General features: G+C 73.9%; 15 protein-coding genes. 7 read left to right on the top strand and 8 right to left on the bottom strand.

What is annotated here, in order from left to right; all coding sequences use genetic code 11:
* The first annotated feature begins 82 nt into the window (after positions 1 to 82).
* On the top strand, positions 83 to 844 hold the full coding sequence (gene hutC, locus AB0C27_RS14225) for a histidine utilization repressor (RefSeq protein ID WP_357842944.1): 762 nt from the start codon (positions 83 to 85) through the stop codon (positions 842 to 844).
* Positions 845 to 862: 18 nt separating this feature from the next.
* Here hutC and AB0C27_RS14230 read toward each other — a convergent pair whose 3' ends face one another.
* Together AB0C27_RS14230 and AB0C27_RS14235 are read right to left on the bottom strand one after the other, a co-directional pair.
* On the bottom strand, positions 863 to 2,011 hold the full coding sequence (locus tag AB0C27_RS14230; protein ID WP_357843103.1) for a macrolide family glycosyltransferase: 1,149 nt from the start codon (positions 2,009 to 2,011) through the stop codon (positions 863 to 865).
* 108 nt (positions 2,012 to 2,119) lie between these two features.
* A complete protein-coding gene (locus AB0C27_RS14235; RefSeq protein WP_357842947.1) occupies positions 2,120 to 3,124 on the bottom strand; it encodes an ABC transporter permease in 1,005 nt (334 codons plus the stop codon).
* A 136-nt stretch (positions 3,125 to 3,260) separates the two neighbouring features.
* Between AB0C27_RS14235 and AB0C27_RS14240 the strand changes: the two genes are divergently transcribed.
* Complete coding sequence (locus AB0C27_RS14240; protein WP_357842950.1) at positions 3,261 to 3,737, top strand: MarR family winged helix-turn-helix transcriptional regulator; 477 nt, start codon at positions 3,261 to 3,263, stop codon at positions 3,735 to 3,737.
* A gap of 75 nt (positions 3,738 to 3,812) precedes the next feature.
* Positions 3,813 to 4,481 carry a nitroreductase gene (locus tag AB0C27_RS14245; protein ID WP_357842952.1) on the top strand — a complete coding sequence of 223 codons (669 nt, stop codon included), beginning with the start codon at positions 3,813 to 3,815 and terminating at the stop codon, positions 4,479 to 4,481.
* Here the strand turns inward: AB0C27_RS14245 and AB0C27_RS14250 are convergent.
* Complete coding sequence (locus AB0C27_RS14250) at positions 4,459 to 6,405, bottom strand: BTAD domain-containing putative transcriptional regulator (RefSeq protein WP_357842955.1); 1,947 nt, start codon at positions 6,403 to 6,405, stop codon at positions 4,459 to 4,461. The two genes, AB0C27_RS14245 and AB0C27_RS14250, sit on opposite strands and share 23 nt — an antisense overlap.
* 247 nt (positions 6,406 to 6,652) lie before the next feature.
* Between AB0C27_RS14250 and AB0C27_RS14255 the strand changes: the two genes are divergently transcribed.
* The 3 genes from AB0C27_RS14255 (at position 6,653) to AB0C27_RS14265 (ending at position 9,212) form a co-directional block, all read left to right on the top strand.
* Entirely contained in the window at positions 6,653 to 7,054 is a 402-nt protein-coding gene (locus AB0C27_RS14255) for a peptidase inhibitor family I36 protein (RefSeq protein ID WP_357842958.1), read from the top strand.
* Positions 7,055 to 7,116: 62 nt separating this feature from the next.
* Complete coding sequence (locus tag AB0C27_RS14260) at positions 7,117 to 8,145, top strand: MarR family transcriptional regulator (protein ID WP_357842961.1); 1,029 nt, start codon at positions 7,117 to 7,119, stop codon at positions 8,143 to 8,145.
* A gap of 29 nt (positions 8,146 to 8,174) precedes the next feature.
* On the top strand, positions 8,175 to 9,212 hold the full coding sequence (locus AB0C27_RS14265; protein ID WP_357842963.1) for an LLM class flavin-dependent oxidoreductase: 1,038 nt from the start codon (positions 8,175 to 8,177) through the stop codon (positions 9,210 to 9,212).
* Here AB0C27_RS14265 and AB0C27_RS14270 read toward each other — a convergent pair.
* Positions 9,202 to 10,260 carry a YafY family protein gene (locus AB0C27_RS14270; protein WP_357842966.1) on the bottom strand — a complete coding sequence of 353 codons (1,059 nt, stop codon included), beginning with the start codon at positions 10,258 to 10,260 and terminating at the stop codon, positions 9,202 to 9,204. The two genes, AB0C27_RS14265 and AB0C27_RS14270, sit on opposite strands and share 11 nt — an antisense overlap.
* A 92-nt stretch (positions 10,261 to 10,352) precedes the next feature.
* On the opposite strand from AB0C27_RS14270, the gene AB0C27_RS14275 reads away from it, so the two are divergent.
* Entirely contained in the window at positions 10,353 to 10,751 is a 399-nt protein-coding gene (locus AB0C27_RS14275) for a VOC family protein (RefSeq protein WP_357842969.1), read from the top strand.
* A 17-nt stretch (positions 10,752 to 10,768) separates the two neighbouring features.
* Here the strand turns inward: AB0C27_RS14275 and AB0C27_RS14280 are convergent, their stop codons facing one another.
* The 4 genes from AB0C27_RS14280 to AB0C27_RS14295 are packed head-to-tail and all read right to left on the bottom strand — an operon-like array spanning position 10,769 to position 25,857.
* On the bottom strand, positions 10,769 to 12,064 hold the full coding sequence (locus AB0C27_RS14280; RefSeq protein ID WP_357842972.1) for an MFS transporter: 1,296 nt from the start codon (positions 12,062 to 12,064) through the stop codon (positions 10,769 to 10,771).
* Positions 12,042 to 16,097 (bottom strand): amino acid adenylation domain-containing protein, encoded by a 4,056-nt coding sequence (locus AB0C27_RS14285; RefSeq protein ID WP_357842975.1) that lies wholly within the window; start codon positions 16,095 to 16,097, stop codon positions 12,042 to 12,044. The genes AB0C27_RS14280 and AB0C27_RS14285 overlap by 23 nt, the downstream gene beginning before the upstream one ends.
* Positions 16,097 to 22,726 carry an amino acid adenylation domain-containing protein gene (locus tag AB0C27_RS14290; RefSeq protein ID WP_357842978.1) on the bottom strand — a complete coding sequence of 2,210 codons (6,630 nt, stop codon included), beginning with the start codon at positions 22,724 to 22,726 and terminating at the stop codon, positions 16,097 to 16,099. Before AB0C27_RS14290 ends, AB0C27_RS14285 begins: the two co-directional genes overlap by 1 nt.
* Positions 22,723 to 25,857 (bottom strand): amino acid adenylation domain-containing protein, encoded by a 3,135-nt coding sequence (locus AB0C27_RS14295; protein ID WP_357842981.1) that lies wholly within the window; start codon positions 25,855 to 25,857, stop codon positions 22,723 to 22,725. Before AB0C27_RS14295 ends, AB0C27_RS14290 begins: the two co-directional genes overlap by 4 nt.
* Between the last annotated feature and the right edge of the window lie 4 nt (positions 25,858 to 25,861).

The raw sequence follows: 25,861 nt of genomic DNA on the forward strand, positions 1-25,861 counted from the left end.
GGGGAGGAAGATAAACTTCCGGCCATCGGCCAGGAGAGCTCCTCCGTCCCGCCGTCCCCCGAGCCCTGAGGATCGCCAGGCCATGGTGCCCATCACGGTGGTCGAGTCCGAACTCGCCGCCCAGTTCCAGCAGGTCGGGCCCGCCTCCGCGCCCGCGTACGAACGGGTCAAGACCCTCATCGCGACCGGCGTGCGGTCCGGGCGGTGGACTCACGGCCAGCAGCTCCCGTCGGAGCACCAGCTCGTCAGCGCGCTCGGCCTGTCCCGGATGACGATCAACCGGGCGCTGCGCGAGCTGACCCACGAGGGCCTCGTCGTGCGGCGGGCGGGGGTGGGCACGTTCGTCGCCGCGCCCAAGGCCGCCTCGGCCCTGCTCCAGGTCAGGAACATCGCCGACGACGTACGGCGGCACGGCCACCGGCACCGCACCGAGGTCGTCTACGCGCGCGAGGAGCCGTCGGGCGCGGCCGACCCCGAGCTCCGCGCGGCGGCCGGGCCGACCGTGTTCCGCACGCTCATCGTGCACTTCGAGGACGACACCCCCATCCAGCTGGAGGATCGCCTGGTCAACCCGGCCGGCGCGCCCCACTACCTGGAGCGCGACTTCACCCTGCAGACCCCGCACGCGTACCTGAACGAGGTGGCCCCGCTCACCCGCGGCGAGCACATCGTCGAGGCGGTGCTCGCCGACGCGGCCGAGCGCCGCCTGCTGCGCATCGGCCGCCACGAGCCGTGCCTGCTCGTCCGCCGCCGCACCTGGTCGGGCGACGTGCTGGTGAGCACGGCCCGCCTGCTCCACCCGGGCTCCCGCCACCGCCTCGAAGGCACCTTCGGCAACGAGTGAACGGCCGGTGCCGCCCGGTCAGGTCAGCATGGCCTCGATGAGGTCGGCGGCGCGGGTGGTGCCGCCCTCGGCCAGCGCCTCGGCCCGCAGCCGGGCCGAGCGGCGGGCGACCTCGGGATCGGTGACGAGCTCGTGCAGCGCGGTCCGCAGCCTCTCGGCCGTGGCGTCCTCGGTGTCGATCCGGCGGGCGATCCCCAGCTCCACGAGCCGGTCGGCGTTCGTGAACTGCTCGGCGCCCTGCGGAACGGCGATCATCGGAACGCCCGCCAGCAGCCCCTCGCCGCACCCGCCCATGCCCGCGTGGGTGACGAAGGCGTCGGCCTGCTCCAGGATCGCCCGCTGCGGCACCCAGGGGTGCACCTCGACGTTGGCCGGGATGTCGCCCAGCTCGGCCGCGTCGGTGTGCCGGCCGATCTGCAGCACGACGTGCCAGCCGGGCAGGTCGCCGAAGGCCGCCAGGCACTGGCGGTAGAACTCCGGCCGGCGCGTGTACGCCGAGCCCAGCGAGATCAGCAGCACCTTGCCGGCATCGGCCGGCCTCGTCCAGGTGTCACCCTCGCCCGACAGGTCGAAGCAGGGGCCGACGAACGTCACCGCGCCGGTGTCGACCTGGTCCGCGTACGGCTGCATCGCCCGGGAGATCAGGGCCAGGGCCCGCGCGGGCCGGCCGGAGAAGGCGTCCACGTCGAGGGTGGTCGCCCCGCAGCCGGCCAGCCAGTCCGCGAACTTCGCGCGGTAGGCGCCGGCGCCCGGCAGCTGCCACAGCTGCGCCGCCACGTCCTCCTCGTACCCCTTCCAGGCCACGAACGTCGGCGACAGCTGCAGCAGCGGGCGGCCCTGCCGTTCGGCGAGTGCGCGGGCGGCGTAGCCGGCGATGTCGTACAGGTAGAGGTCCGCGGGATCGTCGTCGTAGGTGGCGCGCAGCTGCGGCAGGGACTGGACGGCGTTGTCGAGGAACAGGCCCATCGCGGCGATCGGGTCGTCGGGCCAGGTGTTGTCCGCGACCGGGAGCGTGGAGGTGCAGGTGACCAGTTCGGCGCCGGCGCCGGTGACCAGCTCGGCCACGGCCGGGTCGTTGGCGTAGGTCACCCGGTGGCCGCGGGCCGCCAGCTCGCGGATGATCTCCAAGCTGGGCAGGACGTGGCTGACGGCGGGAATGCCGACCATGGAGATGTGGGCACGACGACGGGACACACAAATCACTCATTTCAGTACTCAGGATGAAACGTCCATGCTGCCCCAGCGCGTACGATCACGCGAAGCGCAGGACGACGGTCATGGGGGGTCCTGCGGCGCGCGCCGGCGCCGGACCAGGAAGACGGCGGACGACACCAGCCCCCAGGCGGCCAGCACCAGGAACGGCAGCACCCGCTGATGGCCGCCGAAGTAGACCGCGGTGTGCTGGGCGTTGACCGAGGCCCCCGGCGGCAGCCAGCGCCCGATGGTCCCCAGCGGCGAGGGCAGCAGCGGCCAGGACACCGCCCCGCCCGACGACGGGTTGCCGAGCAGCACCATCAGCCCCCACGTGGGCACCATCGCCCAGCGCCCGACGATGGTGTGGAACATGGCGAACACCATCCCCGAGGCGAACATGGTCAGCGCCAGGATGAACCACGACTCCAGCAGCGGCAGATTCAGCGCGCCGAGCCCCCAGTCCACGACGGCCACGATGGACAGCGCGCCGAGCGCCGCGTACGCCACCGTGAAGCCGATCTGTTGCCACGCCGACAGGCCCGCGGCGTTGACGTTGAGCTGGACGGCCCCGATGAAGCCGATGACGACCGCCGCGAGCGTGATGTAGAACAGCGCCAGCCCGCGCGGGTCGCCCCGCTGCAGCGGGTTGATGTCGCGCACCGTCAGCCGCACGCCGACCCGGGGCGCGACCCGCGGCGCCGCCTCGCTGAGCAGCAGCGCCACCGACGCGCCCGACGCGCTGGACACGTTCAGCGTGACGTCGTCGCCGCGCACCACGATGACGGCGAAGACGCGCTGCTCCTCGACCGCCTGCCAGGCCTGCTCGTACGAGCGCTCGAAGGACAGCGCGAGCGAGGCGTCGAGCGCCCGCTCCAGACCGGCGGCGAACGCCTTGCCGCGCACGGTCTGGTGGCTGACCCCGACCACGGCGACCGGGACGCGGTGCGGGGCCGGGTTGGCCATGGCGTAGGTGTACGAACCGGCGAAGAGCCCCGCGCCGGCGGAGAGGATCAGCACGATCACGGTCGCGGGAAGGAACGGCGACTCCTTGAAGGCCTCCCAGCGGCGGCCGATCCGGTCGTCCATGCGCACACGCTAGGGGCGCGACCTGCGGGGCCCGCCCGGTGACACGCGTCGCTGCCGCAGGCTTGGCCTCGTGATGACGGACAGTTGTTTCATTTGATACCGTATCGAGTGAGAGGGTGCTGGTAGGATTACGTTCATGAGCGCCGACGTACCTTCCGCGGTTCCGCCGCGGGCGACCGACCGCCCGGGGGACGCCTCGCCCTTCGCCCTCGGCCTGCTGCTGCGCCAGGCCCACTGGCGGGCGGCCGCGGTGATGACGGAGGCGCTGCGGCCGCTCGGCATCGAGCTGCGGCACTTCGCCGTGCTGATCGTGCTGACCGATCGGGGGCCCACGGTGCAGCGCGACCTGGCGGCGGCGACGGGGTCGGACAAGGCCGGGATCATGCGGGTCGTGGACGACCTGGAGCGCAAGGGGCTGGCCGTGCGCAAGGCCGTGCCGGGGGACCGGCGGGTGCGCGCGGTGGAGATCACGCCGCGCGGCGTCGAGCTGTTCGACGCGGCGCACGTCGCGGCCGAGCCGATGGCCGAGCGCCTGGTCGCCGGCCTCGGGCCGGGAGAGGCCGAGCAGTTGCGGGATCTGCTGACCAGGTTCGCCTATCCCGTGGGCGGGTAGGTAGGCCGGATTCGCCGCCCGTCCCCCCGGAAAGCTTCACATACCGTCACGAAAGTGCGGGGGAGATGGTGATTCATGGACGTCTACGAGGCCGTCACCAGCCGGCGGGCGGTGCGCGGGTTCACGGGACGGCCTGTTCCGCGAAAGGTGCTGCAGCGGGTGCTGTCCGCCGCGGCCTGGGCGCCGTCCGGGTCGAATCTGCAGCCCTGGCACATCTACGTGGTGACCGGTGAGCCGCTGGCCGAGATCAAACGCCGGGCCGGAGCGCGGCTGGCCGCCGGCGAGCCGTGGGACGAGCGCGAGTACGAGATGTATCCGGCCGAGCTGAAGCCGCCGTACCAGGAGCGCCGGGCCGCCTTCGGCAGAGAGCGCTACAGCGCGCTCGGCGTCGCCCGTGAGGACTGGGAGGCGCGCCAGCGGGCCGCCTCCGGCAACTGGGAGTGCTTCGGCGCGACCACCGCCCTGTTCTGCTACATCGACCGCGGCCTGGGCCGGCCGCAGTGGTCCGACCTCGGCATGTACCTGCAGACCGTCATGCTGCTGCTGCGCGCGGAAGGGCTGCACAGCTGCCCGCAGATGGCGTGGTCGGTCTACCGGAGGACCGTCGCGGAGATCGTGCGCCCGCCGGAGGAGCTCATGCTGTTCTGCGGCATGTCGATCGGGTTCGAGGACGCCGCCGAGCAGTACATCCGCACGGGCCGGGCGCCGCTCGACGAGACGGTCACGTTCGTCGAAGGCCGATAGGGTCCTCCGATCGCGTGCCCTCGGCGGCCAGGCCGGCGTGGTGGGCGAGCAGGCGGGCCAGAGCGGCCCTGCGCTCGCTCGCGTTCACCGTCGAGGCCGCCTGGGTGGCGTGGGCCCGGACGAGCTGGTGGAAACGGTAGCGGCCGGGCGCGGGCTCCTCGATGAGGTGCGCGTCGAGCAGCTGCTCCAGCAGCCGCTCGGTCCTGACGGGGTGGGTGTTCAGCAGCGCGGCGGCGGCGCCGACGGCGTGGTCGGCGGCCGGATCCAGGCCGAGCAGCCGGTACGCCTGCCGCTGCGGCTCGTCGAGGTTGCGGTAGGACAGGTCGAGGGCCGCCGTGACGCTGCGCTGCCCCGCGCGCAGCGGCTGGCGGGGGTCGCCGAGGCGGTCGAGCAGGTGGGTCAGGCGCCAGGTGGGGTGGGAGCGCAGGCGGGCGGCCGTCACGCGGATGGCCAGGGGCAGCCGGCCGCAGTGCTCGACGACGGCGGCCAGGAGGTGCCGGGGCGAGCCCGCCACCCGGCCGGCTCCGGCGGTGCGGGTGAACAGGGCGATCGCGTCGGCGGCGGGAAGCGGGTCCAGCGACACGGCATGGGTGACGTCCAGCCCCGACAGGCGGCGCCGGCTGGTGATCAGCACGTGGCAGCCGCCGCCGCCCGGCAGCAGCGGCCGGACCTGGGCCTCGCCGGCGGCGTCGTCCAGGACGAGCAGGACGCGCCGCTCGGCCAGCAGGCTGCGGTAGAGCGCGGCACGGTCGTCCAGCCGCTCGGGGACGTGCTCGCCGGGCAGGCCCAGGGCGCGCAGCAGGCGGTCGAGGGCGTCGGCGGGGTCGAGCGGGGGGTCGTCCTGGCTGTGGGCGCGCAGGTCGAGGAAGAGCTGGCCGCCGGGGTGGTGCGGGGCCAGCAGGTGCGCGGCGTGCACGGCCAGCGCGGTCTTGCCGACGCCCGGCATGCCGTCGATCGCGGTGACCGTCACCCCGGCGGTGCCCGTTCCGGCGGCGGCATCCGTGACCGCGGCGTCACCCGTCCCTGAGATGGCACCCGTCCCTGCGGCGGCATCCGTGATCGTCGCGGCGCCCGCTCCGGCGGTGAGGGCGGACAGTTCGTCCGTCCGCCCGACGAACGCCGGCACGCCGGCCGGCAGCTGCCTGGGCGGGACGGGCGCGGGCGGCTCGCCCGCGTCGTCCGTGACCTCCACCGGTGACTGCGCGAGCATGGCCTGGTGCAGGCGGCGCAGCTCGGCATTGGGGAGGATGCCGAGCTCGTCCTGCAGCAGCCGGAAGACGGTCCGGTACGTCTCCAGCGCCTCGGCCTGCCGGCCGGTGCGGTAGAGGGCGGTCATGAGCTGGGCCCAGAGCCGTTCCCTGAAGGGATGCTCGGCGGTCAGGGCCCGCAGCTCCGCGACGAGCGAGGCGTGCTCGCCGAGACCGGCGTCGAGCTCGATGCGCCGTTCGAGGGTGTGCACGTGAAGCTCGGCGAGCGGCGGCACGTCGATCTGCTGGAGCGTCTCCGACGCGACGCCGGCGCACACGGGGCCGCACCACAGGGCCAGCGCCTCGTGCAGGAGCCGCCGCTCCGTCAGCGGGTCCGCGGCCCGGCCGGCCTCCTGGAGCAGGGCGCGGAACCGCAGCAGGTCGAGCTGGTCGGTCCGCAGCCGGGCGAGGTAGCCGTCCGGCATGGTGACGATCACGTCCCTCGCGCCCAGGGCCTGACGCAGGCGTACGACGTACGTGCGCAGGACCTTGCGCGGGTTGACCGGGACCCGGCGGCCCCACAGCCGCTCGGCGAGCAGGTCGGCCGGGACGACCTCGTTCGGGCGCAGCAGCAGGGTGGCGAGCAGGACGCGCAGCTTGCCGACCGTGACAGGGACCTGAGCCCCGTCCTGGACCGCCGTCAGGGGACCCAGCACCGAGAACCGCACACTGGTCACCGGCCTCGCTCCTCGCTCTCGTCTCCGCCTCCGGCCGCTCCGGGCACCTCCGTAGTGTGCGGCAGGCCGGAACGCGTGATCGAGGACATGGGGCGGGCATTGTCCGGACATTCCGCCGGGCCCCGGCCGTCGATCGCGCCTCTTCACGCCTCTGACGTCGGTGTTCCGTTCCTGGGTGGAACACGGCGACACCCCGTCCCCCGGCTCTGTGTACTGGGTGCGCAACGGAGACGGAGAGGAGCGGATCTTGGGAATCAGACGAGCGGTGTCCGCCGGCACGGTCACTCTCATGGCGGCGTTCTGCCTCACCGGGAACGCGGGCGTCGCGTCGGCTCAGGACTGGCTGGGGGACTGCCCCAAGGGCAGCATCTGCGCCTACAGCGGCGTGAGCGGGTCGGGCAAACGGTGCAACTGGGAGGGGAACGACGCCAACTGGGCGGGCGGGGGACGGCCGTGCTCGTTCAGCCACAAGGTGAAGTCGCTGTGGAACAACGGCCGCAAGGGCAACCTGGACGACGTCCATCTCGTCACCTGCGGCGGCGCCCATTGGGCGCTGCTCTACGGCCAGCAGGAGGCCTGGACCAACCCCACAGAAGACCCTGGTAGGGGGCATATCTGTATCAAGTCCCATAAATGGTTCAACAGATAGCGCCGGCGCGTGTCCACCGGGCGTTGATCGCCTGATGATCCGTCCGGGCCAGCATGGGGGGCATGTCCGGCGGAATTTTGCGCATCGTCTTCACCGGTGAGGACCTGGCCCGCGTACGCGTCGCCTCTCGCGTCGACGAGCCGTGGGAGACGGTGATGAGCCTGCACGTGCTGCAGCGGCCCGGCGGCGGGGCGGACCTGACCGCCTGGCGCCGCCGGGCCCGCGCGGACCTGGCCGCCGCCGGCCTGCTGCGGCCCGTCCGGCGCACGCTGGCGCCGCTGATGCCGATCAAGGCGTACTGGCCCGACTTCCTCACCCCGCACGAGGCCCAGGCGGGACGCGAGGCCGGCCTCGACGCGCTGGCCGCCACCTCCTGCGCACGGGTCCGGCGCGAGGTGGACCAGCTGCGCCGGCACACCGCCCTGCCCGGCACCCTCGACGACCTCGCCCGCGGCGACCGGCGCGCCATCGCCGGCCTGGCCCGCCTGGCCGGCCACTACGGCCGGGCCGTCCTCGCCCCCCACCGCACCATGATGGAGCACGCACTCGGACGCGAACGCGCCCGCCTCGCCCGCTTGCTCACCGACCAGGGCGTGGAGGCCATGCTCGGCGCGCTGCCGCCCCGCATGCGGTGGCGGCCACCGGTCCTGGAGGTCGACTACGCCGCCGGCCGCTACGAGATCCCGCTGCGTGGCAGGGGTCTGACCCTCATCCCCTCCTACTTCTGCCGCTACACCCCCGTGGCGCTGGCGGACCCCGGGCTGCCGCCCGTACTGATCTATCCGGTGCCGCGGCGTGCCCCGGAGCCCGACCCCGGCCAGGCGCTGTCGGACCTGCTCGGCGCGACCCGCGCCCGCGTTCTCTGCCACATCGCCGCCACCGCCGGCTGCACCACCAGCGAACTCTCCCGGCGCACCGGCGCCTCGCTGTCCTCGGCCAGCGCGCACGCCCAGGTCCTCCAGCGGGCCGGCCTGATCACCAGCACCCGCCACGCCAACATGGTCATCCACCGCGCCACCGAGCTCGGCGCCACCCTGATCCGTCCGGTCGCCGCCGGCCCTGGTCTCGGCAGGGCTTCTGCGGGAGAGTAAGGACAAGATCGGATCGTGAGGAGGCGGCAGTGCGGCTCGGATTCAGCCTTGGCACCCTCGGCCCCGTGGCGGCCACCCATGAAGCCCAGCTGAGGCTGGCACGTGAGGCGGAGCGGCTCGGATACGACTCGGTGTGGGCCTCTGAGGGCTACGGGGTCGATCCGGCGACCACGCTGGCCTGGCTCGCGGCCGGCACCGAGCGGATCGGGCTGGGCAGCGGCGTGATCCAGGTGACGGGCCGCACGGCGATCTCGGCGGCGATGGCCGCCACCACGATCGACCGGGTGTCGGGCGGCCGGTTCCTGCTCGGGCTCGGCGCCTCAGGCCCGCAGGTGGCCGAGGGGTGGCACGGTCAGCGGTACGAGCGGCCGCTGGCCCACCTGCGCGACTACGTGGCCGTGGTACGGACGGCGCTGGACGGCCGGCCGGTCGAGCACGACGGCCCCGAGATCGTGCTGCCTCTGCCCGACAGCCGCGGCAAGGCGCTGAGCATGACCGTCGCCCCCGTACGCAAGCCGCTGCCCGTCCACCTGGCGGCCATGGGGCCGAAGGCGGTGGCGCTGGCCGGGGAGATCGCCGACGGCTGGCTGCCGATCCACTTCCCGCCCGAGCACGTGGCCCAGAGCATGGAGCACCTGCGGGCCGGGGCCGCCCTGGCCGGGCGCGACGCGGCCACGGTGGAGGTCTCGCCGATGGTCATGGCCATGGTGGACGACGACGCCGACTACGCCCGCGACCTGATCCGGCCGATGCTGGCCCTCTACCTGGGCGGCATGGGCACCCGGGGGGTCAACTTCTACAACCGGCTCGCCCACCGCCTCGGGTTCGGCCCGGCGGCGGCGCGCGTCCAGGACGCGTACTTCGACGGCGACCTGGGCGAGGCGATGGAGGAGGTGCCCGACGACCTGGTGGACGCCCTCGCCCTGTGCGGCACGCCCGCGCGGGTGCGCGAGCGGCTGGAGGCCTACCGCAAGGCGGGCGCGACCCGGGTGATCGTCGGACTGAACGCCCCCACCGTGGAGGACCGCGCCGAGCAGCTCGGCTGGCTGGCCGAGCTCAACGCGTGACCCCGTCGCTCCCGTCATTGCCCCCGTCATTGCCCCCGTCATTGCCTTCGCCGCCCGCCGGGCTTCGCCGGGCCGATCGGGTGAGCCGGTCGGCGAACGCGACGACGAGGTCGCGGAGCTCGTCCGGCCGTTCGATGACGAACGGCAGGTTCATGGAGGCGAGCATGGCCGGCACCCAGTCGAGCCGTTCGGCCCGCAACTCGACGCGGGACCAACGCATGACGTCCTGACCCGAACCGCTCACCGGTGCTGATTCCGTCACGAGCGCGATGCCGGCGGGGAGCCGGGTGCGGATCTGTTCGGCGCTGCCCTGGACCAGCAGCGTCACCTCGTGCCGGTACGGCGCGGTGGCGAGCCCCGTCAGCACCCGCTCCGCCGGGCCGGGCCCGCCGGGCGGGTCGAACGAGCCGGGCAGGGTCCGCGCGCCGGCGATGCGATCCAGCCGGAACGTCCGGTCCTCGCCGATCGCGGGATCGGCGCCCGTCACGTACCACCGGCCCGAGTGGGCGACGAGCCCGTACGGGTGCAGCGTGCGCTCGCTGCGCCGCCCGCCGGCGTCGGTGTACCGGATCGAGACCGGCCGGTGGTGACTCACCGCGTCGGCGATCGCGAGCAGCACCGCCGTCTCCGGGACGGCCGGCTCACCGGCGGGAGCGGTGAAGGCGAGGGAGCCGAGCACGGCGTCGAGCCGGCGGCCGAGCCGCTCGGGCAGCACCCGCCGGATCTTCGCCGCGGCCGTCTCGCTCGCCGTGCCCGCGGCCGTCAGCAGGCCGGTCCTGCGCCCCGCGACCAGGCCGAGCAGCACGGCGAGCGCCTCGTCGTCGCCCAGCATGAGCGGCGGCATGCGGTAACCGGGGGCGAGCCGGTAGCCGCCGTAGCGGCCCCGCACCGATTCGACGGGCACGTCGAGGTCGATGAGGTGGCCGACGTAGCGCCGTACCGTGCGCTCGTCCACGCCGAGCCGGTCGGCGAGCTCGGCCACGGTCCGCAACCCTCCCGACTGCAGGAGCTCCAGCAGGGTGAGCACGCGAGCGGTGGGTCGGGTCATACCGAAAGTCTGCCGCAGATACCGGGCGGGTTTCGCCCGGTATCCGGCGTAGCGTGCGGTCGTACCCAAGGAACGACCAGGGAGAACCACCCGTGAACTTCGTCTCGATCCGCATCATCACCGCCGACGTCGCCCGCCTCGTCGGCTTCTACGAGGCCGCCACCGGAGTGGAGGCGAGCTGGGCCAACGACGACTTCGCCGAGCTGCGGACCGCCTCCGCCACGCTCGCCATCGGCAGCACCCGCACCGTCCCGCTGTTCGCGCCCGGCTCCGCGGAACCGGGCGCGAACCGCAGCGTCATCGTCGAGTTCCTGGTCGACGACGTGGACAGCGTCTACAAGAACCTGACCGACCTCGTGCGGGACTTCGTCAACGAGCCCACCACGATGCCGTGGGGCAACCGGGCGCTGCTCTTCCGCGACCCCGACGGCAACCTGGTCAACTTCTTCACCCCCGTGACCCCGGAGGCCATCGAGAAGTTCGGACGCTGACCGGCCCCTGGAAAAGCTCAGGTGGCCGGGGCCTGGGGCATCTCGCGCATCCGGGGGATCGGCGACAGCGCCAGCACGATCATCGGCACCACCGCGCCGATCACCGCCGCCGTCAGGACCACCGGCCACATGCCGATCGCCTCGCCGACCAGCCCGGCCACCAGCGCGCCGATCGGCGCGGGCACCAGCCCCATCGCCCAGATGGTGGCGATGACCCGGCCGACCAGCTCGCGCGGCGTCGCCGACTGCAGCACGGTGATGTTGTTCACCACGAACACCTGCGTGCACAGCCCGACCAGCAGCTGCGAGACGGCCAGCACGCCGATCGCCAGCCAGAGCGGCCCTCCGGCCAGCGGCACCAGGATGAGCGCGCTGTTGCCGATCACCGTGGACCAGAACATGGTCGGCCCGGGGCCCACCCCCTTCATGAGCCGCACCGACAGCCACGCGCCGGCCACGGCGCCGACTCCGCCGACCGCGAGCACGGCCCCGACCCAGCCGGCCGGCACGCCGGCGCCGTCGATCACGTACGGGATGTAGAGGGTCTGCAGGATGCCGATGTCGAAGAAGGAGTAGACGGCACTGGCGATGGCCAGCGGGCGGACGACCGGGTGGGACATCACCCAGCCGAAGCCCGCGCGGATGGCGCCGATCATGCTGCCGCCGCTGTCCGGCGGCGGCGGGTCCTCCCGCTTGCGGATGGAGATCAGGAACGCCGCCGACAGCACGTAGCTGACCGCGTCCACCAGGATGACCAGCGGCGCCGAGCGGGTCGCGATGAGGAACCCGGCCAGGCTGGGCCCGACCGCCTTGGAGACCGAGTCGCTGAGCTGCAGCTTGCTGTTGCCGTCACCGAGGTGCTCGGGGGCCACCAGGGCCGGCAGGTACGACCGGTAGGCGATCTCGAACAGCACCCCGAAGACGCCCATCACGAACACGACCGCGTACAGCCACCACAGCGTCAGCAGGTCCATCACGAACAGCAGCGGCACGGTGGCCAGCATGAACGCCCGGATGACGTCGCTCCAGATGAGCACGGGCCGGCGGCGCATCCGGTCCACCCACACGCCCACCACGAAGAACAGCACCATCGGCAGCCTGGACAGCGCGCCGAGCACGCCCATCTCCGCGACCGAGGCGTTCAGCCACAGGTAGGCGACGATCGGCATGGCGAGCACGGTCACCTGGGAGCCGACCAGCGACAGGCTCTCGCCGCTCCACAGCTTGAGGAAGTCGCGGTTCTTCCACAGCGTGGGCGGTTCCGCCGCGGCGGGGCCGGGCGTGGGGGGCTCAGTCGTCGGAGGTGAGGCCATGGTCGATGCTGCTCCTCAGTTCGGCGGCCGCGAGGGCGACCCGGGGTTCGTACATGACGGTGAAACGCTCGCCGTGGATGGGCGAGATGCGCAGGCGGCCGGTGACGACGTCCCGCCAGCCCATGTCGTCGGGCGGTACGCCCTCGGCGGCGGGCGAGTACAGCAGGACGTCCCCGTCGTACGGGGCGTGCCGGTAGTGGCCGACGGCGTGCGCGTTGGCGCGGAACACGTCCACGAAGCGGCGGGCCTGGCGCAGGTCGGCGGTGTCGGGCTGCAGCGTGTCGGCGCGGGCGGCGGCGTCGATCACGGCCAGCAGCCGCTCGTCCGGGCTCATCCGGTGCAGGTCGTCCAGGTTCACCTGGACCTTGCCGCCGGCCAGGGCGTGGGTGAGCAGGACGGCGTCGTCCTCCAGCGAGGCGCGCAGCACCGGCTCGTTCGCGTCGGAGTAGAACAGCACGACGAGCGGCACCTCCTCACCCAGCTCGCGCAGCCGGCGGGCGGTCTCCAGGGCGATGTTGCCGCCGATGCAGTAGCCGCCCAGCACGTACGGGCCGTGGGGGCGGAGGTCGAGCAGGTGGGCGGTGTAGTCGTCCACCATCTCCGCCAGCGTGGCGTGCGGTTGCTCACCGGGGGCCAGACCGGCCGCCTGGATCGCGTACACGGGCTGGTCGGGGCCGAGATGGCGGGTCAGCGGCAGATAGCGGAAGACCTGGCCGCCGAGCGCGTGGAACAGGAAGACGGGAGCGCGGTCGCCGGTGGGCCGCAGCGGCACGATCCGGCGCGGCGCGCCGTCGTTGTCCTGCGGGCGGCGCAGCTCGGCGGCGAGCCCCGCGACGGTCGGCGCGGTCAGCACCGACGACAGCGGCACGTCGCGGCCCAGCTCCTTGCGCAGCCGCATCGTCAGGCGCAGGGCCAGCAGGGAGTGGCCGCCGAGGGCGAAGAAGTCGTCGTGCACGCCGATGGCGTCCACGCCGAGCGTCTCCTCCCACAGCGTGGCCAGCCTGGCCTCGAACGGGTCGCGCGGCGGCAGGTACGGGGCGCGGGCGGCGTCGCCGGGGTCGGGCAGGGCGGCGCGGTCGAGCTTGCCGTTGGCGGTGACGGGCAGGGCGTCCAGGGGTACCCAGGCGGCGGGGATCATGTGCTCGGGCAGCCGCTTGCGCAGCGCGGCGGCCAGATCGGGCATCCGCCCGGCCGCGCCGACATGGCCGTCGCCACCGTCGTTGCCGCCGGCGTCGGTGCTCGGCGCGCCGCCTTCGCCGGCGGCGTCGTTCTCGGCGTCGTTCCCTGGGCCGTTCGCAGCGTCGTTCTCGGGGACGACGTAGGCGACGAGGCGTTCGCCGCGCAGCACGACGACGGCGGCGCGGACGGCGGGCTCGGCGGCCAGCAGCGCCTCGATCTCGCCGAGCTCGACCCGCTGGCCGCGGATCTTGACCTGGAAGTCGGTCCTGCCGAGGTACTGGACCTCGCCGGTCGGCAGCCGGCGGGCCAGGTCGCCGGTGCGGTAGAGCCGGGCGCCGGGCGGGCCGTACGGGTCGGGCACGAACCGCTCGGCGGTGAGCCCGGGCCGGCTGACGTAACCGCGGGCCAGTTGGACGCCGCCCAGGCAGAGCTCGCCCAGGGTGCCGACGGGGACCCGCCGGCCGCCGGCGTCCAGGATCTCCAGGCGGGTGTTGGCCACGGGCCGGCCGATGGGCACCAGGGGCTCGCCAGGCTCGCAGGAGTGCCAGGTGACGTCCACGGCCGCCTCGGTCGGGCCGTACAGGTTGTGCAGCTCGGTCTGCGGGAGACGGTCGTGGCAGCGGGCGGCCAGCTCGGCGCCCAGCGCCTCGCCCGAGCAGATGACGCGGCGCAGCGCCGGCAGGGCCGGCTCGTCGAGGAAGAGCTCCAGCATGGACGGGACGAAGTGCATGGTGGTGACGTCATGGGCGGTGGCCAGGGCGGCCAGGCGGGCGCCGTCGCGGTGGGCGTCCGGCTCGGCGACCACCAGCCCGGCACCGGTGATGAGCGGCCAGAACAGCTCCCACACCGACACGTCGAACGACAGCGGCGTCTTGTGCAGCACCCGCTCGTCCGGGGCGAGCCCGAACGTGTCCTGCATCCACAGCAGCCGGTTGACGATCGCCCGGTGCGAGACGCCGACCCCCTTGGGGCGGCCGGTGGAGCCGGAGGTGAAGATCACGTACGCCAGCGAGTCGGGATGCACGCGCGTCGGCGCGCCGGGCACGTCCGGGACGCTGTCGGCGGGATCCGGGGCGAGGCCGGAAACGGCGAGGGCGGCGGGATCCGGTTCGGAGTCGGCCAGGGGGAGTGCGACGCCGTCCGGGAGGACCGTCGTGCCCTCCGGGCCGGTCAGCACCGTGCGCGCCCGCGCGTCCTCGATCATGTACGCCAGCCGCTCCGGCGGCAGCTCCGGCTCAAGGGGCAGGTAGGCGGCCCCCGCCCCGAGCACGCCGAGCAGGGCGGGCAGCAGGTCGGGGCCGCGTTCGAGGCAGACACCGACGACGTCGCCCGGCCGCGTGCCGGCCGCCGTGAGCCGGGCGGTGACGGCCCCGGCCCGCTCGCTCAGCTCGCGGTAGCTGATCCAGGTCCCGTCGTAGCAGACGGCGGGCGCGGCGGGCGTGCGCGCGGCCTGCTCGGCGATCAGCTCGTGCAGGGTCGTGTCCGGGTAGGTCCTGGCGGTGGCGTTCCAGCCGTCGATCGCGGCGGCGTCGCGCTCCAGGTAGGGGCCCTCGGGCCGAGGGTCGTTGCCGGGCTCGGCGGCCTGCCGCAGCGCGATGAGATACAGCTCGCCGAACCGAGCGATCTGGCCGGCGTCGAACTGGGCCCGGTCGTACGTGATCGTCAGGTCGAAGCCGCCGTGCTCGCGCGAGCGGCCGAACGCGGCGGCGAACGGCACGTCGGTCTGCTCGAAGAAGTCCTGGCCGACGATCTCGACGCCGGGCAGGCCCCGGTAGACGTGGAAGTCGCGGAAGTCGAACAGCACGTCCAGCAGCGGAGAACGTCCGGCCGCCCGCTGGATCTCGAACAGCGGATAACGCCGGTGCGGCAGCAGCGCCACCTCCGCCTCGAACACCTCGCGCACCAGCTCCGCCCAGGTCGGGGCGGCGGACACGTCCAGGCGCAGCGGCACGGTGTTCAGGAACAGGCCCAGCACCTCCTCGCCGGCCTCGCTCTCCGGCCGGCTGTGCGTGACCAGGCCGGTCATCACCTCGCTCTCGCCGGTGACCAGGGCGAGCACGCGCAGGTGGGCGGCCAGCAGCAGGGTGCGCAGCGGCACCGCCAGCCCTCTGGCCGCCGCGCCGAGCCGTTCGAGCAGCTCGGCCGGCAGCGGCAGCCGCAGCACCTCCGCCCCCGGCTCGCCGTGCGGCCCCGGCAGGCGGGGCAGCTTCGTGCCGGGCGCGTCGGCCATCCTGGCCTGCCAGAAGTCGCGCGTCTCCGGCGCGGCCACCGCCGCGCGTTCCGCCGCCACCAGCTCGCGGAAGGCCGCGCCCGGGCGGGTGAGCGGCACAGGTTCACCGGTGAGGTGCCCGTGGTAGCGCCGTAACAGCTCGGTGACCAGCGCCGCCACGCTCCAACCGTCGAGGATCGCGTGGTGGAAGCTCAGGCTGAACGCGAACGTCTCGCCGGGCAGCACGTGCACGTGCGCGCGAGCCAGCGGCGGCGACGCCCAGTCGAACGGCCGCCGCTTCTCCGCCTCCGACCACTCCGCCAGCCGCCGCCCGGCCGCCTCCGAGTCGCCCGACAGGTCCGTCACCTCCAGCGGCAGCGTCGCCGCGCGGTGCACGATCTGCAGCGGCTCGCTGAACCCGGTCAGGTCGATCGAGGTGCGCAGGACGGGATGCCGGGCGGTCACCTCGGCCAGCGCCGCCTCGAACGCCCCCGCGTCGAACCGGCCGCGCAGGGTGATCGTGGTCAGGTCGTGGTAGGTGGCCACGTCCGGCTCGTACGCGCTGTGGTAGAGCATCCCGGCCTGCAGCGCGGCCAGAGGATAGGCGTCCTCCAGGCCGCGCGCGGCTCCCGTCGTCACGGTCATCACGCCTCGCCTTCCAGCAGTCGTGCCAAATCGTCGGGATTGAGCAGGCCGAACGGCGTCTGTGGCGCCTCGGGTGGTTCCTCCGCCGGGGCGGGCACCAGCCGTTCGGCCAGCTCCCTGACCGTCTGGTGGCGGAAGAGCTGCTCCAGCCGTACGGCGTAACCGGCCTCGCGCAGGCGGGAGACCACCTTGAGACTGCGGATGGAGTCGCCGCCGGCGGCGAAGAAGTTGTCGTGAGCCGAAACCCGCTCCAGCCCCAGCACCCCCCGCCAGGCCTCGGCGACGGCCACCTCGGCCGCCCCTTCCGGCTCGGCGTGCCCGGCTGTTTCGCGGGCGCGCGGGTCGGGCAGAGCGTTCCGGTCGAGCTTGCCGCTGCGGTTGAGGGGCAGCTCGGGGAGAACGGTCCAGGTGCTGGGGATCAGGTGATCGGGGAGGGTGTCACGCAACCTCCGCTCCCACCCACCCATCACGTCCGCACCGACCGCTGGGGGGTCGTCCATCGCGAGGTCGGTCGGGACCACGTAGGCGGCCAGGCGTAGGCCGGCGCCGTCCTCGATGGCGCGGACGGCGGCGGCGCGGACGCCTGGCAGGGCCGCCAGGGCCGCCTCGATCTCGCCCGGCTCCACCCGCATGCCGCGGATCTTGACCTGGTGATCGGAGCGGCCCAGGTACTCGATCTCGCCGTCCGGTCGCCACCGGGCCAGGTCGCCGGTGTCGTACAGCCGCCCGCCCGGAGGGCCGTAGGGGTCGGGGACGAAACGTTCGGCCGTCAGCGCGGGACGGGCCGCGTACCCCTGCGCGAGCTGCACGCCGCCGATCCACAGGTCGCCGGGCACGCCGACGGGGACGCGGTTCATCCTGGCGTCGAGGATCTCCAGGCGGGTGTTCGCGACCGGCCGCCCGATCGGGACCGTGGCCTCGCCGGGCCGGCACGCGTGCCACGACACGTCCACCGCCGCCTCGGTCGGCCCGTACAGGTTGTGCAGGCCCGCCCCTGGCAGCGCGGCGGCGAACCGGGCGGCCAGTTCGACGCCGAGCGCCTCCCCTGAGCAGACCACGGTACGCAGCGCGCCCAGCCGCCTGCCCAGGTCGGGCTCGGACAGGAAGGCGTCCAGCATGGACGGGACGAAATGCACGGTGCTGACCGACTCGCGCTCCAGCAGATCGGCCAGGTAGGAGGGGTCGGCGTGCCCACCGTGCCGGGCCACGACCAGCCCCGCCCCGGTGATCAGCGGCCAGAACAGCTCCCACACCGACACGTCGAACGAGAACGGCGTCTTGTGCAGCACCCGGTCGTCCCCGGTCAGCCGGAACGCGTCCTGCATCCAGCGCAGCCGGTTCACGATCGCCCGATGCGAGATCCCGACCCCCTTGGGGCGGCCGGTGGAGCCGGAGGTGAAGATCACGTACGCGAGGGAGTCGGGGTGCGGCCGGATTCCGAGCGGCCCGCCGTCCTCGCCGGCCACGGCCGCGGCGTCGCGATCGAGCAGCACCGTCACGACCCCGGCCGTGGGGCCGGGTAGGTGGGTGGCGAAGCGTTCGGTCGAGATGGCCAAGTGTGCGCCCGCATCGGTCATCATGCCCGCCAGGCGCTCGGACGGATGGTCAGGTTCCAGCGGCAGGTAGGCCGCGCCGGTGGCGACGACGGCGTGCACGGCGACGACCAGGTCGGCGCTCCGCTCCAAGCACACGCCCACGACCTCGCCGGGCCCGGCTCCGAGCGCACGCAGGCGCCTGGCCAGGCGGTTCACCCGGCCGCCGAACTCCGCATAGGTGAGCCACGCCCGGCTCCCGTCCGCGGCCTCGAACCCCAGGGCGGGCGCGTCCGGAGTACGGGCGATCTGCTCGGTCACCAGGGCGAGCAGCGTGGTGGATGCGTCAGGTCCGAGTGTCTCCGTCTGCTCGGCCGCAAGCGCGGGCAGCGTGGCCGACGCGTCGAGAGTGGGTGTGGCCGTGTCGTTGGCTCGCTGGATGATGTCCAGCTCGGCCGGGGTGAGCAGTGGCAGGTCGGTCACCGGCCGGTCCGGTTCGGCTGCGGCGGCGGCCAGGAGCGAGCGGAAGTGGTCGGCGAAGCGCTCCATGCGGTCGTGCTCGAACAGGTCCTTCGCGTAGTGCAGCACCCCCGTGAGCGTGTCGCCGGACTCCTCGATCACCAGGTGCAGGTCCGCCTGCGTCACCCCCGGGTCGACGTCGAGGGTGCGCAGGGCGATCCCCGCCACCTCCGGCGGCGCCGGCGGCACGTTCTGGTAGGCGAGCATCACCTGGAACAGCGGGTTGCGGGCCAGGTCGCGCTCCTCGGCCAGCTCCTGCACCAGCACCTCGAACGGCAGCTCCGCGTGGTCGTGCCCGTCCAGGACGCGCTCGCGGGTGCGGGCCAGCAGTTCGGCGAAGGACGGCTCGCCGGACAGGTCGCCGCGCAGGACGAGCGTGTTCAGGAAGAGACCCGCCATCTCCTCCACGTCGGGGTGGGCCCGCCCGGAGACCGGGGTGCCGACGGGGATGTCGGTGCCGCCCGTGTAGCGGGCCAGCACCGCCTGGAACGCGGCCAGCAGCACCATGAACGGCGTCACCTGCCGTTCCCGCGCGAGCGCGCGCACCGCCGTCACGGTGGCGGAGTCGATCGGGAACGTCAGCCGCCGGCCCTCCATGCTCGCCGGCCCCTGCCGGTGCCGGTCCGCGGGCAGGTCCAGGGCGGGAGGCAGACCGGCGAGGGCTTCCTTCCAGTACGCGAGATCGTCCGCCCGCCCGGCCACCCGGGCCCGGTGCCAGGCGGCGAAGTCCCGGTAGCCGGTGGCGAGCGCGGGCAGGCCGGCGGGGGTGCCGGTGACGCGGGCCCGGTAGAGCTCCATGAGGTCGCGCAGCAGGATCGACAGGCTCCACCGGTCGGTGACGACGTGGTGCAGGGTGAGGTACAGGTCGTGCTCGGTGTCGCCACGCCGCACCAGGACGGCCCGGACCAGCGGCCCGCCGGCCAGGTCGAACCGGTGCCGAGCCTCCTCCACCCCCACGACCGCCGCCGGGTCCGCCCCGTCCGGTTCCGCCGGTCCCACGGCCGTCGGCAGGTCCGCCCTGGCGGGTTGTGCCAGATCCGCGTCCGCCTGCACGGTCAGGCGTGGTCTGTTGGGGCCCTCCTGGAGCGTCGGCTCGCCGTCGTCGGTGACGATGACCAGGCGCAGGGCCTCGTGCCGGGTCACCAGGTCGTCGAAGGCGGCCCTCAGCGCGACAACGTCGAGCGGGCCGATCAGCCGTTCCGCCCAGGCGACGTTGTACGCGGGATTACCGGGGTCGAGCTGGTCGAGGAACCACAGGCGGGCCTGGGCGTGCGAGGGCCGGGCGGGGCCGTCCGGCAGGGGCGGGATGGGTCGCGCGGCGGCGCTGGGCAGGAGGGGGGCGAGGCCGGCGACGGTCGGGGTGGTGAAGCAGCGGCGCAGGGTCACCTCGGCCCCGTACGTCTCCCGAAGCCTGACCACCAGGCGCATCGCCAGCAGGGAGTGCCCGCCGAGGGCGAAGAAGTCGTCCTCGACCCCGAAATCGTCCCGTTCGAGCAACTCGGCCCAGACACCGTGCAGCACGCGCTCGGCAGGAGTGCGCGGCGGCACCGAGACAGCGGTCCCGGCGGCGGCCCGCGGCGGTGGCAGGGCGGCGCGGTCGAGCTTGCCGCTGGGCAGGACGGGCAGGTCGGCGACGGTGACGAACGCGGCGGGGATCATCGCCTCCGGCAGGCGGGCGCGCAGGTGGGCGCGGAGGTCGCTCTCCTGCGCGGTGCCGATGGTGTACGCGACCAGGCCGCGCCCTCCGGGGGCGTCGTCGCGGACGGTCACGACCGCTCGTTGGACGGACGGGTGTTCGCCGAGCACGGCGGCCACCTCGTCCGGCTCGATGCGGACGCCGCGCACCTTGACCTGGTGGTCGAGACGGCCGAGGTATTCGAGAGTCCCGTCGGAGTGCCGGCGGGCCAGGTCCCCGGTGCGGTACAGGCGTCCGCCGGGCGGCCCGAACGGGTCGGGGACGAAGCGTTCTGCGGTCAGGGCGGCCCGGCCGTGGTAGCCGCGGGTGACGCCGTCCCCGCCGATCAGCAGTTCGCCGGGAATGCCCACCGGCACCGGACGCAGGTCGCCGTCCACCACGTAGACCGCGGTGTTGGCGACCGGCCGGCCGATCGAGCCGCCCCGTCCGTCGGTGACGTGCCGCCTGGTGGACCACACGGTGGTCTCCGTGGGCCCGTACAGGTCCCACAACTCGTCGGTGACGGCGAGCAGGCGGGCGGCGAGCGGGCCGGGCAGCGCCTCGCCCGTGCTGATCACGCGCGGCACCCGGTGGGCCAGCGCGGGCAGCAGCCCTTCGAGGACGGAGGGGGTGGCCTGGACGGTGTGCAGGTCACCGCTCCTGATGAGGTCGTGGACGCGTTCGATGGCGGAGGCGGAGGCGAGGACGACCGTGCCGCCGCTGACGAGCGGGCCGAACATCTCGATCATCGCGATGTCGAACGACACCGACGTCAGGAACAGCGACCGCGCGCCGGCCGCCAGCCCCGGCCGTTCGCGTACGTCGCAGAGCAGGCTGACCAGGCCCCGGTGCGGCACCACCACGCCCTTGGCCCGGCCGGTGGAGCCGGAGGTGTAGATCAGGTAGGCGGCCTGGTCCTGGTGGAAGGCGGGCTCGGGAGCGGGACCTGCGGCAGCCGGGGGATCGTCGAGCAGGAAGAGGCGGGCGGTCGCCGGCAGCCGGTCCCGCAGGGAGTCCACGGTGACGACCACGCCGGCGCCGGAGTCGGCGATGATCTGCCTCAGCCGCTCAGCCGGATATTCCGGGTCAAGGGGGACGAAGCAGCCGCCGGCCTTGAGCACGGCCAGCAGCGCCGCGATGAGGTCCGGCTGCCGGGGTACGCAGACGGCGACCCTGCTCTCCCCGCCGACCCCGAGCGTGCGCAGCCCGGCGGCCAGGTCGTTCGCGCGTGACTCCAGCTCGGCGTACGTCAGCGACGTGCCGTCGTCGCCCTCGACGGCGCCCTCGACGGTGCCCTCGACAGCGATCGCCTCCGGCGAGCGGGCGGCCTGCTCGGTGACCAGGTGGTGGATGCCACGGCCTGGGTACGGCATCGCGGTGTCGTTGCGGGCGTGCAGCGTGTCGCGCAGCTCGGCCGGGTCCATGAGCGGCAGCTCGGACAGCCGCAGCCCCGGATCGGCGACGGCGGCGCGCAGGAGTGTGCGCAGGTGCGCGGCCAGGCGGTGCACGCGGTCGTCGTCGAACAGGTCGGTGGCGTGGTCGAGCACGCACAGCAGCGACCCGTCCGCGCGCTCCTCGACGATGAGGTCCAGGTCGAACATGGCGGTGCCGGGCCGCACGTCCAGGCGCTCCAGGCGCAGGCCGGGCAGGTCTGCGGGCAGGCCGGGGGTGTTCTGGTAGGCGAGCATGACCTGGAAGAGCGGGTTGCGGGACAGGTCCCGGCCGCTGGACAGCTCCTCCACCAGCGTCTCGAACGGCAGCCCCGCGTGGTCGAACGCGGCCAGCGCCCGCTCCCTGGTACGCCGGACCAGCTCGGTGAAGGACGGATCGCCCGACAGGTCGCCGCGCAGCACCACGGTGTTGAGGAACAGGCCGACGGTCTGGTCCAGCGACGGATGCGGGCGAGCGGACATCGGCGTGCCGATCGGGATGTCGTCCTGGCCGGTGTAGCGGGCGAGCAGCGCCTGCAGCGCGCCGGCCAGCACCATGAAGGGGGTGGCGCGCAGGCCGGCGGCCAGGTCGCGCAGCCCGGCGGCGAGTGCGGCGTCCAGCTCGAACAGCAGGCGGTGCCCCCGGTTCGACTGCATGGGCGGGCGCGGCCGGTCGGCGGGCAGGTCGAGCGTGTCGGGCAGGCCGTCGAGGGCCTTGCGCCAGTAGTCCAGGTCGCGTTCCGGGGACGGGCCCGCCTGCTGCCAGGCCACGTAGTCGGCGTACGCCACCGGCCGGTCGGATGGCGGCTCGCCGGCGTAGAGCCGGAAGAGGTCACTGAACAGGATCGCCACCGACCAGCGGTCGGCCAGGATGTGGTGCAGGGTCAGGATCAGACGGTGTTCGGCGGCCTCGGGCGTCTCGCGCGCGGGCCGCCCCGCCGAGGCGCCGGTCTCGGGCATGACCCGGATCAGGCGGGCCCTGGTCAGGGGGCCGGTGGTCAGGTCGAAGGCGAAGCGGGCCTCCTCCTGAGCTGCGGCGTCGGCCTCGCCGGCGGTCATCGTCTCGATCCGCAGCGCGGGACGCACCCGGCCGGGCGCCTGGCGGGGCTCTCCGTCGCGGGTCTCGACCACGTACCCGAGGATCGGGTGCCGCTCCACGAGCGCGTCGAACGCGGCGGCCAGCGCGGCGGCGTCCAGGTCGCCCTCGATCCGGTACGCCCATGACAGGGTGTAGGCGGGATTGCCCGGATCGAGCTGGTCGACCACCCACAGGCGGCGCTGCGCGTCGGACAGCGCCCCGCCCTCCCCGGCCCGGTTCCCCTGGATGGGCCCAGTGAAGGGCTGGGCGAAGGGCCCGGAGAAGGGCCCCGACTTCCGCGCGGCCCGGGTGCGCTGCAGGCGGGCCTCCAGCGCGGCGCGCTGTTGCGGGCTGAGCCCGGCCAGTCGCGCGCGTACCCCGTTCGGGTCGCTCAACGCTCCTCCTCCAGCAGGTCCAGCAGGTCGGCATCGGTCAGTCCCGCTTCGAGCACCGCCAGCGCCTGCTCGGCGACGGTCGTGGCGTCGAAGCAGCGGCGCAGCGGCAGCTCGACGCCGAACTCGTCGTCGATCCGGCCGATCAGGCGGACCACCAGCAGCGAGTGGCCGCCGAGGGCGAAGAAGTCGTCGTTCACCCCGATGCGCTCCCGGCCGAGCAGCTCGGCCCAGATGGCGGCCAGGGTCTCCTCCATCGGGGTACGCGGCGGCACGAAGACGGCGACCCGGTCACCGCCGCGCGGCGGCGGGAGCGCGGCGCGGTCGAGCTTGCCGCTGGGCAGGACGGGCAGGTCGGTGACGGCGACGAAGGCGGCGGGGATCATCGCCTCAGGCAGGCGGATACGCAGATGGGCGCGCAGGGCGGCCTCCTCGGCGTCGCCCACGATGTAGGCGACCAGGCCGCGCCCGCCGGGGGCGTCGTCGCGTACGGTCACGACCGCCCGCCGGACGGACGGGTGCTCGCCGAGCACGGCGGCCACCTCGTCCGGCTCGATCCGGACGCCGCGCACCTTCACCTGGTCGTCCAGGCGGCCCAGGCATTCGAGGGTCCCGTCGGGATGCCACCGGGCCAGGTCCCCGGTGCGGTAGAGACGCCCGCCCGGCGGCCCGAACGGGTCGGGGACGAACCGCTCCGCCGTCAGCCCGGCGCGGCCGTGGTAGCCGCGGGTGACGCCGTCCCCGCCGATCAGCAGCTCGCCCGGCACGCCCACCGGCACCGGCCGCAGACCGCCGTCCACCACGTACACGGTCGTGTTCGCCACCGGCCGGCCGATGCGCATCGTCTCGGGGGAGCCCGGCACCCGGTACGCGGTCGACCAGATCGTCGTCTCGGTGGGCCCGTAGAAGTTCCACAGCTCGTCGGTGACCGTCAGCAGGCGGGCGGCCAGGTCGAGGGGCAGCGGCTCGCCGCCGAGGATGGCGCGCGGCAGCCCGGCCGGCAGGTGCTCCAGCGCCACGCTCGCGACGGACGGGGTGAGCTGGACCAGGTCCGCGTCCTCCGCGGCCCGCCGGATCTCCTTCGGCGTGCGGGCGGCGTCCTCGGGAGCGATCACGAGCGTGCCGCCGGACAGCAGCGGCGTGAAGATCTCCAGCGCCGCGATGTCGAACGAGAGCGAGGTCATGAACAGCGCGCTGCCGCCACCCAGCCGCCGGATCACATCGGTGACCAGGTTGACCACGCCCCGATGCGGGACCTGCACCCCCTTGGGGCGGCCGGTGGAGCCGGAGGTGTAGATGAGGTACGCCAGATTGTCGGGCCCCACCGGCGGCGGCTGCGAAGGCCCGTCCACGTCGGGGCCTGGCACGTCCAGCAGCAGCTCAGCAGGACGCGCGGCCGGCAGCCGGTCGAGGCAGGCCGAGTCCGTGAGCAGCAGCTCCGCCCCCGAGTCGGCCATCAGGTACGCCAGCCGCTCCGTCGGATACGCCACGTCCAGCGGCAGATAGCACCCGCCCGCCCTGAGCACCGCGAGCAGCGCCACGATCTGGTGCACCCCGCGCGGCAGGCACAACGCCACGCACGACTCCGCCCCCACCCCCCTGGCCGCCAGGCGCGCGGCCAGGGCCGCCGTACGGGCGTCGAGCTCGGTGTAGGTGAGCTCCACTCCGTCCTGCGCCCGCACCGCCACCGCGTCGGGGGTGCGCACCGCCTGCTCGGCGACGAGCTCGTGCAGGGTGAGCTCAGGGTACGGCGCGGCGGTGTCGTTCCAGCCGGTCAGCAGCTCGCGCCGCCGCTCGGCGGTCATCAGCGGCAGCTCCGACAGCCGGGTGCCCGGGTCCGCTACGGCGGCCTCCAGGATCAGCCGGTACGCGCCCGCCAGCCGGGCGATCGTGCCGGCGTCGAACAGGTCGGTGCTGTACTCCAGGTAGACGCCGGCCCCGTCGGCCGTCCTGACCACGTCCACGTTCAGGTCGAGCTGGGCGGTGCCGTTCGGGAACTGCCCCCGCGACGCCATCGGCAGCAGGTTGAACCCCACCTGGAAGAGCGGCGTGCGGCTGGTGTCGCGCACCGGCTGCAGCGCCTCGACCAGCCGGTCGAAGGGCACCTCCGCGTGGTCGAGCGCGTCGAGCACGCTCTCCCGCACCCGCTCCACCAGCTCGCCGAACGCCGGGTCGCCGCCCAGGTCCGTACGGAGCACCAGCGTGTTGATGAACACCCCGAGCAGCGGCTCGAACTCGGGCAGATCGCGCCCGGCCACCGGCGTGCCCACCGCCACGTCCTCGCGGCCCGCGTACCGGGACAGCAGCGCCTTCAGCCCGGCCAGCAGCACCATGAACAGCGTCGCCCCGTGCCGCCTGCCCAGCGCTTCGAGCTCGCCGACCAGGCCGGCGGGCAGCGCGAGATGATGCTCGGCCCCCGCGTGCCCGCGCACGGCGGGCCTGGGCCGGTCGGTGGGCAGCCCGAGGTCGGGCGGCAGGCCGGCCAGCCGCTCCCGCCAGTGGCCGAGCTGCGCGTCGAGCACCCCGCCGCCCAGGTGCTCGCGCTGCCAGGCGGCGTAGTCGGCGTACTGGACGGGCAGGTCCGGCAGCCGCGGCGGGCGGCCCTCGTCGAGCGCCGCGTTCAGCTCCCGCAGCTCCTCGGCGAAGTTGACGCCCGAACGGGCGTCGAACACGGCGTGGTGCACCACGAACACCAGCCGCTGCACCGGCCGGCCCTTCTCCCCGCCAGGCATCCGCACCAGATGCGCCCGCCACAGCGGGGCCCGGTCCAGCGTGAACGGCTGCCGCGCCGTCGCCAGGGCCAGCTCGCGGAACTCCCGCTCGGCCTGCTCCGGCGGCAGCGCGCGCAGGTCCGTCACGGGCAGGGTGACCGGCAGCTCGATCTGGACGATCTGGACGAGCCGCCCGTCCTCGATCGCCAGCGCGGTGCGCAGCGTCTCGTGCCGCCGGACCAGCTCGCCCAGCATCCGCTCGCACCGGCCCCCGTCATCGCTCTCGTCATCGCTCTCGTCGCCGCTCTCTGGCAGGTCGAGGACGGCGTTGATGTGGTACGCGGGCGCGCCGGGGTCGAGCCGCGCCAGGAACCACAGCCGTTCCTGGGCGAACGAGGCGGGAAAGACGTACGTGCCGGTCACCGAG

Source organism: Nonomuraea sp. NPDC048882 (genome assembly GCF_040649755.1).
In the GTDB taxonomy this organism is placed as follows: Bacteria; Actinomycetota; Actinomycetes; order Streptosporangiales; family Streptosporangiaceae; genus Nonomuraea; species Nonomuraea maheshkhaliensis.

Coding starts and splice junctions, on each gene's coding strand:
- AB0C27_RS14270 (WP_357842966.1), bottom strand. CDS start 10,260: ATGACCCGACCCACCGCTCGCGTGCTCACCCTGCTGGAGCTCCTGCAG.
- AB0C27_RS14230 (WP_357843103.1), bottom strand. CDS start 2,011: ATGGTCGGCATTCCCGCCGTCAGCCACGTCCTGCCCAGCTTGGAGATC.
- AB0C27_RS14280 (WP_357842972.1), bottom strand. CDS start 12,064: ATGGCCTCACCTCCGACGACTGAGCCCCCCACGCCCGGCCCCGCCGCG.
- hutC (WP_357842944.1), top strand. CDS start 83: ATGGTGCCCATCACGGTGGTCGAGTCCGAACTCGCCGCCCAGTTCCAG.
- AB0C27_RS14260 (WP_357842961.1), top strand. CDS start 7,117: ATGTCCGGCGGAATTTTGCGCATCGTCTTCACCGGTGAGGACCTGGCC.
- AB0C27_RS14285 (WP_357842975.1), bottom strand. CDS start 16,097: ATGACCGTGACGACGGGAGCCGCGCGCGGCCTGGAGGACGCCTATCCT.
- AB0C27_RS14235 (WP_357842947.1), bottom strand. CDS start 3,124: ATGGACGACCGGATCGGCCGCCGCTGGGAGGCCTTCAAGGAGTCGCCG.
- AB0C27_RS14240 (WP_357842950.1), top strand. CDS start 3,261: ATGAGCGCCGACGTACCTTCCGCGGTTCCGCCGCGGGCGACCGACCGC.
- AB0C27_RS14245 (WP_357842952.1), top strand. CDS start 3,813: ATGGACGTCTACGAGGCCGTCACCAGCCGGCGGGCGGTGCGCGGGTTC.